This window comes from Streptomyces sp. NPDC088747 (assembly GCF_044751025.1).
Lineage (GTDB): Bacteria > Actinomycetota > Actinomycetes > Streptomycetales > Streptomycetaceae > Streptomyces.
This window is the reverse complement of record NZ_JBIVKZ010000010.1, coordinates 1-11652: the sequence shown is the minus strand read 5'-3', so window position 1 is coordinate 11652 and position 11652 is coordinate 1. Positions and strand designations below refer to the sequence as shown.

General features: G+C 69.2%; 12 protein-coding genes. 3 read left to right on the top strand and 9 right to left on the bottom strand.

What is annotated here, in order from left to right; translation table 11 throughout:
• Nucleotides 1–38: 38 nt before the first annotated feature.
• Nucleotides 39–338 (bottom strand): glutaredoxin family protein, encoded by a 300-nt coding sequence (locus ACIP79_RS23190; RefSeq protein WP_401226312.1) that lies wholly within the window; start codon nucleotides 336–338, stop codon nucleotides 39–41.
• A gap of 180 nt (nucleotides 339–518) precedes the next feature.
• Here ACIP79_RS23190 and ACIP79_RS23185 point away from each other — a divergent pair, with 180 nt between their 5' ends.
• The 3 genes from ACIP79_RS23185 (at nucleotide 519) to ACIP79_RS23175 (ending at nucleotide 4121) form a co-directional block, all read left to right on the top strand.
• A complete protein-coding gene (locus ACIP79_RS23185; RefSeq protein WP_401226310.1) occupies nucleotides 519–1460 on the top strand; it encodes an HAD family hydrolase in 942 nt (313 codons plus the stop codon).
• Nucleotides 1461–1856: 396 nt separating this feature from the next.
• A complete protein-coding gene (locus tag ACIP79_RS23180; protein WP_383685381.1) occupies nucleotides 1857–2627 on the top strand; it encodes an ECF subfamily RNA polymerase sigma factor, BldN family in 771 nt (256 codons plus the stop codon).
• Nucleotides 2628–2891: 264 nt separating this feature from the next.
• Complete coding sequence (locus ACIP79_RS23175; protein WP_401226307.1) at nucleotides 2892–4121, top strand: DUF5667 domain-containing protein; 1230 nt, start codon at nucleotides 2892–2894, stop codon at nucleotides 4119–4121.
• A gap of 95 nt (nucleotides 4122–4216) precedes the next feature.
• Here the strand turns inward: ACIP79_RS23175 and ACIP79_RS23170 are convergent, their stop codons facing one another.
• The 8 genes from ACIP79_RS23170 to ACIP79_RS23135 form a co-directional block, all read right to left on the bottom strand.
• Nucleotides 4217–5266: a lysophospholipid acyltransferase family protein gene (locus ACIP79_RS23170; protein ID WP_401226305.1), complete on the bottom strand. Its 1050-nt coding sequence runs from the start codon at nucleotides 5264–5266 to the stop codon at nucleotides 4217–4219.
• 14 nt (nucleotides 5267–5280) lie between these two features.
• Entirely contained in the window at nucleotides 5281–6342 is a 1062-nt protein-coding gene (locus tag ACIP79_RS23165; RefSeq protein WP_401226303.1) for an NAD-dependent epimerase/dehydratase family protein, read from the bottom strand.
• A gap of 255 nt (nucleotides 6343–6597) precedes the next feature.
• Nucleotides 6598–6696, bottom strand: a complete 99-nt coding sequence (locus tag ACIP79_RS23160; RefSeq protein ID WP_003948845.1) for a 30S ribosomal protein bS22 — start codon at nucleotides 6694–6696, stop codon at nucleotides 6598–6600.
• A 193-nt stretch (nucleotides 6697–6889) separates the two neighbouring features.
• Nucleotides 6890–7102 carry a helix-turn-helix domain-containing protein gene (locus ACIP79_RS23155; RefSeq protein ID WP_004984898.1) on the bottom strand — a complete coding sequence of 71 codons (213 nt, stop codon included), beginning with the start codon at nucleotides 7100–7102 and terminating at the stop codon, nucleotides 6890–6892.
• Between the two features lie 129 nt (nucleotides 7103–7231).
• Complete coding sequence (locus ACIP79_RS23150) at nucleotides 7232–8047, bottom strand: phosphatase (RefSeq protein ID WP_401226300.1); 816 nt, start codon at nucleotides 8045–8047, stop codon at nucleotides 7232–7234.
• A 324-nt stretch (nucleotides 8048–8371) separates the two neighbouring features.
• The gene (locus tag ACIP79_RS23145) at nucleotides 8372–9544 is read right to left on the bottom strand and encodes an acetoin utilization protein AcuC (protein WP_401226298.1); all 1173 of its coding nucleotides are present in this window, start codon (nucleotides 9542–9544) and stop codon (nucleotides 8372–8374) included.
• A complete protein-coding gene (locus ACIP79_RS23140; RefSeq protein ID WP_401226295.1) occupies nucleotides 9495–10751 on the bottom strand; it encodes an MFS transporter in 1257 nt (418 codons plus the stop codon). Before ACIP79_RS23140 ends, ACIP79_RS23145 begins: the two co-directional genes overlap by 50 nt.
• Nucleotides 10752–10885: 134 nt before the next feature.
• Nucleotides 10886–11530, bottom strand: a complete 645-nt coding sequence (locus tag ACIP79_RS23135; RefSeq protein ID WP_401226292.1) for an HAD family hydrolase — start codon at nucleotides 11528–11530, stop codon at nucleotides 10886–10888.
• Between the last annotated feature and the right edge of the window lie 122 nt (nucleotides 11531–11652).

The following is an 11652-nucleotide window of genomic DNA, read 5'->3' as shown; positions in this document are numbered from 1 at the left end:
AGTCAGGCCACGATCGAGCCACGATCGGCCAATCCCGGCTAGCCGAGGGCCTTGCGCAGGCGCTCCTCGTTCACCCGCCAGAACGTGTGCTGGGCCCCGTCCACCAGCACGACCGGGATCTGTTCCCAGTAGGCACGGTGCAGTTCCTCGTCCGTGCTGATGTCCTTCAGCTCCCAGTCCACCCCCAGCTCACCGCAGACCCGCTCGACCACTTCCTGTGCGTCATCACACAGATGACACCCCGGCTTCCTGACGAGAGTGACCAGCCGCGGCCGGCCGGACACCGCGGCCGCCGCCTTCTCCGTACGGCGCCCGTCGCGCCGGAACATGGAACTCATACGGCCATTCTCACGCGCCCCACGCCCGGCGGGACCCACCCGGCCAAGGACACCGGCACGCCGCCGGGCCGCCGCGACACACCGCCCGGATCGTTTCTTTAACGGCTCGGTCGCGGAGAGTTCACAGCCTCGAATCCTCGCGACTCCGGAACCACCGAACAAACTGGCTATGCTCACGACATGGCCGCTCTCGGATGGCTCACTCCCCGTAGGCGCTCCGCCACCGCGCGGAGCGTGTTGGCAGGCGAGGCCTCGGCGGAGGCAGCGCGCAAAACCTCCCAGGAGCTGGAGGAATTCGCGCAGACCGCGCCTGGCGTCCCCGTCGAGGTGCCGGACTTCCCGGTGCTCGGCGACGACAAGGCCGCCGCGTTCTTCGACCTCGACAACACCGTGATGCAGGGCGCCGCGATCTTCCACTTCGGCCGCGGACTGCACAAGCGGAAGTTCTTCGAGACGCGCGACCTCGCCCGGTTCGCCTGGCAGCAGGCGTGGTTCAGGCTCGCGGGCGTCGAGGATCCGGAGCACATGCAGGAGGCCCGCGACTCGGCACTGTCGATCGTCAAGGGCCACCGCGTCGCCGAGCTGATGTCCATCGGCGAGGAGATCTACGACGAGTACATGGCCGAGCGGATCTGGCCGGGCACCCGCGCACTGGCCGAGGCCCACCTCGACGCCGGCCAGAAGGTGTGGCTGGTCACCGCCGCCCCGGTCGAGATCGCCACGGTGATCGCCCGCCGCCTCGGCCTGACCGGCGCGCTGGGCACGGTCGCCGAGTCGGTGAACGGCGTCTACACGGGCAAACTGGTCGGCGAACCCCTGCACGGCCCCGCCAAGGCGGAGGCGGTGCGCGCACTGGCCGCCGCGGAGGGCCTGGACCTCTCCCGCTGCGCCGCCTACAGCGACTCGCACAACGACATCCCCATGCTCTCCCTGGTCGGCCACCCCTACGCGATCAACCCGGACAGCAAGCTCCGCAGGCACGCCCGCGACCTGGAATGGCGCCTGCGCGACTACCGGACGGGCCGCAAGGCGGCCAAGGTCGGCATCCCGGCCGCCGCAGGAGTGGGCGCGGTGGCGGGCGGCACGGTAGCCGCCATCGCCCTGCACCGCCGCCGCCGCTGACCCCGGCTCTTTCCCGTCATCGACCCCCGCCCGACCCGGTTGCCCGAACAACCGGGCGCACACGGGTGCGCAGGGGTCCCCATGACGCGCCGCGGGGCAATCCCACGTTCTACCCCCACAACGCCCTCGCCAGTCCCGTCAACCGCGGACGGCCACAACACGCCCCGCACTCAAACGGAACACGGACCGAAACGATCAACAAACGGTCACTGTCCGACACTTGAACCGGCGCCAATAGGTAACAGAAGCGACGCAATCGGTGATTTGAGCAACTCGGTGTAGTGCTGCCTGTACGAAGCGTTATTCTCCTCAGACGCAAACCGCCACCCCTCTTTCGCTACGACGGGTGAACGGTTCCGCACTGAACGTGATGGAAGCTCTGCCTCTGGGAGTCCCGTGTACTCACACGTCGGGGTTGACGCCTCGGGCCTGGCTACGCTGCGCGCAACGGTTCTGGACCGCTTGCGCGGCTTCGTCCCCACCGCGTACGCCGTCCCCGCCTTCGCCGGCCCCGCGCCCGTCGGCCCTTGTTACGCCCTGGCCGACGGAAGCGCGGCGGTCGGCAGACGGGGCCGCTCGAGCTCGGCCACCACCGCACGCCGCCCGGCCGCAGACAGCGACAGCGCCCGGATGATGGAACTCGTGGAGCGCGCCCAAGCGGGCGAGGCCGATGCCTTCGGCCGGCTCTACGACCAGTACAGCGACACCGTGTACCGCTACATCTATTACCGCGTCGGCGGAAAGGCGACCGCGGAAGACCTCACCAGCGAGACGTTCCTGCGCGCCCTGCGCCGCATCGGAACCTTCACCTGGCAGGGCCGCGACTTCGGCGCCTGGCTGGTGACCATCGCCCGCAACCTGGTCGCCGACCACTTCAAGTCCAGCCGCTTCCGGCTGGAGGTGACCACCGGCGAGATGCTCGACGCCAACGAGGTCGAGCGGAGCCCCGAGGACTCCGTCCTGGAGTCCCTGTCGAACGCGGCCCTGCTGGACGCCGTGAAGAGGCTCAACCCCCAGCAACAGGAATGCGTGACCCTGCGCTTCCTCCAGGGGCTCTCGGTCGCCGAGACCGCTCGCGTGATGGGCAAGAACGAGGGCGCGATCAAGACCCTCCAGTACCGGGCGGTCCGCACCCTGGCGCGGCTCCTCCCGGAAGACGCCCGCTGAGCCCCGTACGCCCCGCCAACCGCCATAGTGATCCCACACGCTCAGCGACGCTCAACTCACCTTCCGTAAAAGTCTGTTGACTTTGCGGTCCGATCATCCGTCGTCCGTAACCCAAGTGCCGCGACGCTCGTTGTGCGGGATACAGGCTCCCTGTGGTCACTCCCCGGCCACCATCGATCACTCGATCGTGTGGACGTGGTCAGGGGGTGCAACCCTCAGGACCCCCTGGGGAGTCGACCGTCATGATGAGAGGAGGTGCCGCCAGTGATCGCGAACGTATCGGCACACCGGCGGGCGAACGCCTTCGCCCTGGCCCTGGACGAGCCCTGCGACCAGGGCACGGCGGCCGATCAGCCCGATGGATCGGCACCGTCCCACGCCGCTGCGGAACAGACCGATCAGGGCCTGCTGGCCCTGGTCACCGGTCTCGGCGAGCTGCCCAAACCGGAGCTGGACCCCGAGGTCAAAGTCGTGCAGCGAGCCCAGCTCGTCGCCGCGATGGAGGCCATGCTGCTGGAAGGCACCGCGGCCGGAGGTCCGGGCACCTCGGTGCCCGAGCAGCGGTCCCACCGGGGCCGGGGCGCGCATCGGGCGACCGGTCTCGGCAAGCTGCGGCCACGTTCCCGGCTGTCGAAGGGGCTCGCCGCCGGCGGCCTCACCGTCGGTGTGGCGGCAGGAGCCTTCGGCGGCGTGGCCGCCGCCAGCTCCGACGCCCTCCCCGGTGACTCGCTCTACGGGCTGAAGCGCGGCATGGAGGACATCAAGCTCGGCCTCGCCCACGGAGAGAGCGACCGGGGCGAGCTCTACCTCGACCAGGCCTCGACCCGGCTCAGCGAGGCCCGCCGGCTGATGGAGCGCGACCGCTCAGGTGTACTCGACCACGAGTCCCTCGGCGAGATCCGTCGCGCCCTGTCGGGCATGCGGCACGACGCGACCGAAGGCCACCGCCTGCTGCACGAGGCGTACGAACGGGACGGCTCACTGGGCCCCATCCAGGCCCTGTCCGCCTTCTCGCAGTCCCACCGCGAGGTCTGGGGCGCCCTGCGCGACCGGCTGCCCGCGCAGCTGGGCGACGTCAGAGACCAGGTCTCCTCGGTCTTCGACGCCATAGACCAGGAGGTCGACCCCCTGCGCTCGCTGCTGCCGCAGCCGCCCACGCAGGAGGGCACGGGCCGCCACCGCGGCTCCAGCGAGGAATCCCAGTCGTCCCCCGACACCGACCGCCCGGCGCCCAGCGCCACCAGCGGCGGCAGCGCTTCCAGCAGCAGCCAGAGCAGCGGCAAACCCAAGCCGTCCACCTCCGGCACCCAGGACGAGGGCCTCCTCGGCGGCAACACGGGAGGCCTGCTGGACCCGCCCAAGGACGACACGGGCTCCGCCTCCCCGTCCACCGGCAGGAGCACCCCGTCCACCGGCGAACCGGACGTCACCCTGCCACCGCTCCTCCCGGGCCTGCTCCCCGGACTGGGCATCGACAGCGAGGACGTCGGCTAGCACCCGTACGGCAGTACGTCGGTGGGGGCGCCCTTCTCAGGAAGGGCGCCCCCACCGACGTACAGGCAAGTGACCAGCCTTGAAGGGGCCCGGCGTCAGAAGAACACCGACCGCCGCTGCACCAGCAGCTTGTAGAGGGTGTGCTGGATCTGCTCCCTGACCTGGTCCGTCAGGTTGAACATCAGCATCGGGTCCTCCGCCGCCTCCGGCGGATAGCCGTCCGTGCGGATCGGCTCGCCGAACTGGATGGTCCACTTCGTGGGAAGCGGCACCATGCCGAGCGGGCCCAGCCACGGGAAGGTCGGAGTGATCGGGAAGTACGGGAAGCCCAGGACACGCGCCAGGGTCTTCGCGTTGCCGATCATCGGATAGATCTCCTCCGCGCCGACGATCGAGCACGGAATGATCGGGGTGCCCTGGCGCAGCGCCGTGGAGACGAAGCCGCCGCGGCCGAAGCGCTGGAGCTTGTAGCGCTCACCGAAGGGCTTGCCGATGCCCTTGAAACCCTCGGGCATCACACCGACCAGTTCGCCGCGCTCCAGCAGCCGTTCGGCGTCCTCGGCACATGCCAGCGTGTGCCCGGCCTTGCGGGCGAGCTCGTTGACCACCGGCAGCATGAACACCAGGTCGGCCGCCAGGAGGCGGAGGTGGCGGTTCTCCGGGTGGTTGTCGTGGACGGCGACCTGCATCATCAGGCCGTCCAGCGGCAGCGTCCCGGAGTGGTTGGCGACGATCAGCGCCCCGCCCTCGGACGGGATGTTCTCGATGCCCTTGACCTCTACGCGGAAGTACTTCTCGTAGACCGGGCGGACCAGCGACACCAGTACCTGGTCGGTGAGTTCGGCGTCGTAACCGAAGTCGTCGACCTCGTAGTCCCCCGTCAGCCGCCTGCGCAGGAAGGCCAGGCCCCCGGCGATACGCCGTTCCAGACCGCCGCTCTCCCGCGGCTCCTGGGGCAGTTGTTCCTCACGCGTCACGGGAACATCATCCCGCCGCGGGGCCGGACCCGGCAGGGGCTGGACCTCTCGTACCACCGCGGGCTCGCCCGTACGCCGGCTTCCCGCGGTGCGGCGGCGCGCGGAGCGCTGCGCCGCACCCCCGCGCGACCGGTCGTCGTCGAACGGAATGACCTTGGCATCCGCCATCGTTGATGCGCTCCTCAGTTGGCGCTCTGCTTGGGGGGTCGGCCGTCACCCAGGAAGGAAAGCGAGGCGATCCGGTCGACGGCTCCCGCGACGGCATCAGGGGGCAGCAGTCCTGGCCCCCGGCCGCGGACGAAGTCCGCGAAGGTCTCCGCCGTCGTGAATCTCGGCCGGAATCCGAGCGTCTCGCGCATCTGCTTCGTCGCCACGACCCTGCCGTGGGTGAGCAGCCGCAACTGCTCCGGCGAGAAGTCCGTGACGCCCAGCGTACGCACCGCCGTGCCCGCCCAGGACAGCGCGGGCAGCAGCAGCGGCAGCGTGGGACGGCCGAGGCGCCGCGAGCACTGGGAGAGCAACAGGACGCCGTCGCCCGCGATGTTGAACGTGCCGCTGTTGAGCGTCCCGCGGGCCGGCTCGTGCGAGGCGATCCGCAGTACGTCGATCACGTCGTCCTCGTGCACGAACTGGAGCCGCGGGTCGTAGCCGAACACGGTCGGCAGCACCGGCAGCGAGAAGTACGAGGCGAGCGGCGAATCGGCGCTCGGGCCCAGGATGTTCGCGAACCGCAGGACGCACACGGCCACGTCGGGCCGTCGGCGCGCGAATCCCCGTACGTACCCCTCGACCTCCACCGTGTCCTTCGCGAAGCCGCCGCTGGGCAGCGACTTCGGCGGGGTGGTCTCGGTGAACACGGCCGGATCGCGCGGCGCGGATCCGTACACGTTCGTACTGGACTTCACGACGAGCCGCTTGACGGTGGGGGACTTCTGGCAGGCGCCCAGGAGCTGCATGGTGCCGATGACGTTGGTCTCCTTGACCGAAGTCCGGCTGCCGCTGGCCAGCGCGGTGCCCGTCACGTCCATGTGCACGACCGTGTCGGCGTTCGTCTCGGCGAGCACGCGCGCGATGGTCGGGTGCCGGATGTCGGCCTGGATGAAGTCGGCGCCGCCCAGATGGTGCTCGGGCGGGACCGCGTCCACGGCGATCACCCGGTCCACTTCCGGGTCATGCTGGATCCGCCGCACGAACCGGCCGCCCAGCCGACGGGCAACTCCGGTCACGAGCACGACCTTCCCCAAGATCAGCGCCTTCCTTCCAGAATGCGGATGTAGCTCTGCTCGTACCCTGTCGTGTTCCCCATGTGCCGCCAACTTAGCGGGTCGGTGTGGCCCCGTGACGACTGCCCGACGCACGGGAGGCCGGCATCCACCTACGTGCGATCGGACCGGGCCATTCGGCGCACAGGAATCCGCGTCGGAGATACGGGGCCGGATATGCCTGTGGCCCCCCACCGGCTGGTGGGGGGCCACAGTGCGCGCTTCTGGCGGCGTCGCTTACTTCTTGTTGCGACGCTGAACGCGAGTGCGCTTGAGCAGCTTGCGGTGCTTCTTCTTCGCCATCCGCTTGCGCCGCTTCTTGATAACAGAGCCCACGACTACCCTCGCTCACTTCTCTTTACTCGCTGCTGGGCTGCATGGGCCCACACGACTATGAGGGGCCAGCCTACCCGTCCGAGCGCTGAGGTCGTAATCGAGGGGATCCGGGAGATCTCCGGGCGAAGCCCTGATGATCCTGGATGGCCTCCTGGACCATCAGGGACCGCGCCGGAGGGCTCCCGGACCGCCGTCAGGCCGTTTCCACCCCCACATAGCTCTCGCGGAGGTACTCGTGAACAGCTTGCTCCGGCACCCGGAAGGACCTCCCCACCCGGATCGCCGGCAGATGACCGCTGTGCACCAAGCGGTACACGGTCATCTTCGACACTCGCATCACCGAGGCGACTTCCGCCACGGTAAGGAACTGAACCTCGTTCAGAGGCCTCTCGCCAGCTGCAGCCATGACACACCTGAACCTTCCGCACTCGACGGTCACCGGCTTCCCCTTCCGGTGACACTTCGTCGTTGCGTGCTCACTCCCCAGATTAGGGGCGGGTGATGCGAGTGGGGAAGAGGAGCTGCGATCGGCCGCCTACTGTGACAGACACGCTCGATTGAGTACATAGCGAGTAAGCGGTCGGTAGTAATCAGACCGCACAGCGTCATCAAGCGGAACGACGACGGACACCCGCCCCTCTGCCTCCCCGACGAAGAGCGCGGGATCGTCCGTATCCGCGAGCCCCATCGCCTCGAACCCCAGCTGACCTGCCCCGCAGACCCATCCGTGGTCTCCGATCACCAGCCCGGGAAGCGGTCCCCCGTCCTCCGCCGCGGCGGCCAGAACGGTACGAACCGGGAGTGGTGAGTGGGTGTGCGCGCCGGTCGCACTACCGGGGGCTCGCACCCCGGGTTCGCGCACCAGCGCGACACCTTGTACGTAGTCAAGGTTGTACGTGCGTAGACCGAACCGGGTCGTTATGTCGACACAGTGACCCTGCGCGGAGGTGAGAACGTCACATCCCGCCGACGACAGAGCGTCCGCGAGAGCGACGTAGAAGCCAATCAGCCGATGCGGGTGACCGGTGCCCAGAAGCACCGTTTCGCGGTCACGGGCCGCCTTCCCGAGCCGGGCGGCGAAGGCATCGAGGGCCGCCAGGGTTCGCTCAGGATCGATCACATCATGCCCTGAAGTGTGCGACGGGTCGGCGGAAACCCCACACTTGGCCGCCATCAGCTCGATCAAGTCCCGCTGCCGCCACGTCCGTTCGGGGTCGAGGCCGAGCAGCACACGGGGATCACGAGCGGCGAACAGCCGATAACTGCGCAGGCTCTCCTCCCGCGAGGTGGCCACCGCCCCGGCCAACCGCGCGGCCAGCAGATGTGCACGCATAGCTCCGGTGCTCAACACGCCAGCGATGCTGACGCATTTGCCGCGGCTTCACCCCGAAAATCCCGAAAAGCCCGCACAGTTGGCGTAACGGGGGGGACCTTCCATACAGCCCGTCCGGCGTTTGAGGACAAGCGCGAAGCGCGAAAGCGGGGGCCTGGGGGCGCAGCCCCCAGAAACGGGACGGGAAGGGGCGGAGGGGGCGAAAAACTCCAAGCCCGACCCGAGCTGACCCCGAGCTGACCCGACCATCTCAGCGGGCCCCCTGGGCGGGCCTCCCTTGGCGGAGGCCAGCCGTGGCCGGGGGCCACTCTTTGCCGGGGACACCTCTGCCGGGGCCACCCCCTACGGCAACAACCCCCGCAACGGAAACACCGCCCGCCGAGTAGCCAGCACCGCCTGATCAAGCCGATCCGCAGGGTCGTACCCAGCCTCCCAGTCCTTCCAGGACACAGGCCACCGCCCATCGGTCATCCGCCCCGGCGCCAACTGCCGCGTCCGAGCGAACACCTCCTGCCGCCACCCCTCAGGAATCACCGTCTCGGGCTCCACAGCCCGCCCCGCCGCGATACCGACCAGATGCGTCCAGGACCGCGGCACCACGTCGACCACCGCGTACCCGCCCCCGCCCAGCGCGACCCAGCGCCCCTCGGCGTGCTCGTGCGCCAACTCGTGACAGGCCACCTGCACAGCCCGCTGCGCGTCCAGCGACACCGCGAGATGCGCGAGCGGATCCTCGAAATGGGTGTCGGCGCCGTGCTGAGAGACCAGGACCTGCGGCCGGAAGTCCGCGATCAGCTCGGGCACCACGGAGTGAAAGGCCCGCAGCCATCCCGCGTCCCCGGTCCCGGCGGGCAGCGCGACGTTGACGGCGCCGCCCTCCGCCCGGTCGGCCCCCGTCTCCTCCGGCCACCCGGTCTGCGGGAACAACGTCCGCGGATGCTCGTGCAGCGAGATGGTCAGAACCCTCGGGTCGTCCCAGAACGCGGCCTGCACCCCGTCCCCGTGATGCACGTCCACGTCGACGTACGCGACCCGCTCGGCCCCGAGCTCCAGCAGCCGCGCGATGGCCAGCGCCGCGTCGTTGTAGATGCAGAACCCCGACGCGCTCCCCGGCATCGCGTGGTGCAGCCCGCCCGCGAAGTTCACCGCGTGCAGCGCGTCCCCGCGCCACACCGCCTCCGCCGCGCCCACCGACTGCCCGGCGATCATCGCGGACACCTCGTGCATCCCCGCGAAGGCCGGATCGTCGGCGGTCCCGAGCCCGTACGAGGGGTCGGCGGCCTCCGGATCCACGGAAGCGGCCTTGACCGCGTCCACGTAGTCCTCCCGATGCACGAGCCGCAACGTCGAGTCCCCGGCCGGCTTCGCCGCGACCACCTCGACGTCACGATCCAGCCCGAACGCGTCGACGAGCTTTCTCGTCAACACCAGCCGGACCGGATCCATCGGATGATCCGGACCGAAGTCATAGCCCGTTACTGCCTCGTCCCACATCAGCTGTGCGCGGCCGCTCATGCCCGCCACCGTATCGGTCCGGTTCAACATCGAACGACCGGGCGTACCTCAGGGTCAGCAGGACCAGCACCATGGGTACGAGCATGGCCACGCGGTAGTTCCACAGGTCCCCCAGCGCCCCGACCAGGGGCGAACCGACCAGGAAACCGACGTAGTTGAAGATGTTGAGCCGCGCGATGGCCGTGTCCGAAGCCCCGGGGAAGAGCCGCCCGGCAGCCGCGAAGGTCTGCGGCACGATCACACACAGCCCCAGCCCCAGCAGGGTGAACCCGAGCATCCCCACCCACGCGCCGGGCGCCGCCGCCACGGCCCCGAACCCCAGCGCCGCGACCACCGCCCCCACCCGCACGACCGCCACGGCCCCGAACCGCCGCACCCCGAAGTCGCCGATCGCCCGCCCCACCAGCGTCGTGACCATGTACACGTTGTACGGCACGGTCGCGAGCTGCTCCGAACTGCCCAGGACGTCCTGGAGGTACTTCGCGCTCCAGTTGGAGACCGTCGAGTCCCCGATGTACGCGAAGGTCATCACCAGACACAGCGGCAGCAGCAACTTGAAGACGACGGGCCCAGCCTCACCCGTCTCTTTCCCACCGGCGGCATCACCGGCCTCCTTCACCCCGGAGGCACCAGCGCCGACGGCCCCGCCGCCGTTGTCGACGTACCACCGGCTCCCGACCAGGACCGCCGGCAACAGCACCACCACGACCGGCAGATACGACACGAACAACGACAGATGCCAGTGCGCCCCCGCCCACGCGAGCGAGGCCCCCACGATCCCGCCCAGGCTGTACACCGCGTGGAACCCGAGCATGATGCTGCGCCCGTACGTCCGCTGAAGGCTCACCCCGAGCATGTTCATCGAGGCGTCGAGCGCACCGACCGCGAGCCCGAACACGCCGAGCGCGACCGCCACTTCGGCCACATGGTCACCGGCCGCGACCCCCAGCAGGGCAAGGAGCACGACGGGCTGCGACCACCTCAGCACGCGGCTGGGCGGTATTCGCTTGACCAACTGCTCGGTGGCAACGCTCCCGACCCCGGCGAGGACCGGCACCGCGGCGAGGAACGCGGGCAGCAGCGCGTCGGAGATCCCGTAGCGGTCCTGGATCGCGGGGATGCGCGTCACGAGCAGCGCGAAGGCGACGCCCTGGGCGAAGAAGCTGAACGCCAGCGAGGCCCGACCGCGCCGCAGCACATCTGTCATGGCGGCGAGCGTAGGGCCCCGGTCTACCCGTGGGTAGATCCAACCGAAGATGAATTTCGCTCAACTCTCGGTTCCGGCGCGGCCGACCCTCACGGAGGACCGCCGACTCCAGCCCGATTCGCACCCGAACCTCATCAAACAAGCAGGTCAGCCAGCTCATTCAGGTCGGAGAAGAGCCGAGTCGCCCCCACGAGCCTGTCGGCCGGCGTCATGGCGGTGAACCCGTACACATCCATCCCGGCCGCGACGGCGGCCCGCACTCCCAGCGGGCTGTCCTCCACCACGACACACTTCTCCGGTGCCACGCCCATCCGCTCGGCCGCGTACAGAAACAGATCCGGCGCCGGCTTCCCCCGCCCCACATCCTGCGAACTGAAGACCCGCCCCTCGTCGAACCACCGGTCGAGCCCGGTCTTCCGGTGCCCCACCCGAATCCGCTCATGACTCCCGGAAGAGGCCACGCAGTACGGCACCCTGTCCGCGGCAAGCTTCTCCAGCACCTGCACGGCACCGGGAACCGGCTCCAACTCCCGCTCGAACGCGGCGAACACCCGAGAGTGGAAAACGTCGTCGAAGTCCGCCGGCAGCAGCTGCCCGCTCCGCTCCCTGACCAGGTCGTGCACGCGGTGCATGGCGGCGCCCATGTAATCGCGAAGGGACTCCTCGTACGAGGTGGGATGCCCCAGCTCGGTGAGATAAGCGGCCAGAAGGTTGTTGGAGATCGGCTCGCTGTCCACGAGAACGCCGTCGTTGTCGAAGATGATCAATTCGTAGCGCATACCGCAACACTAAAACGAAGCGGACCCTAAACGCAGAAAACCCCCGTACCGTTTCCCGGTACAGGGGTTTTCTCCAAAATAAGTTCGGCGGCGTCCTACTCTCCCACAGGGTCCCCCCTGCA

Coding starts and splice junctions, on each gene's coding strand:
- ACIP79_RS23190 (WP_401226312.1), bottom strand. CDS start 338: ATGAGTTCCATGTTCCGGCGCGACGGGCGCCGTACGGAGAAGGCGGCG.
- ACIP79_RS23140 (WP_401226295.1), bottom strand. CDS start 10,751: ATGACAGATGTGCTGCGGCGCGGTCGGGCCTCGCTGGCGTTCAGCTTC.
- ACIP79_RS23170 (WP_401226305.1), bottom strand. CDS start 5,266: ATGGCGGATGCCAAGGTCATTCCGTTCGACGACGACCGGTCGCGCGGG.
- ACIP79_RS23155 (WP_004984898.1), bottom strand. CDS start 7,102: ATGGCTGCAGCTGGCGAGAGGCCTCTGAACGAGGTTCAGTTCCTTACC.
- ACIP79_RS23135 (WP_401226292.1), bottom strand. CDS start 11,530: ATGCGCTACGAATTGATCATCTTCGACAACGACGGCGTTCTCGTGGAC.
- ACIP79_RS23145 (WP_401226298.1), bottom strand. CDS start 9,544: ATGAGCGGCCGCGCACAGCTGATGTGGGACGAGGCAGTAACGGGCTAT.
- ACIP79_RS23185 (WP_401226310.1), top strand. CDS start 519: ATGGCCGCTCTCGGATGGCTCACTCCCCGTAGGCGCTCCGCCACCGCG.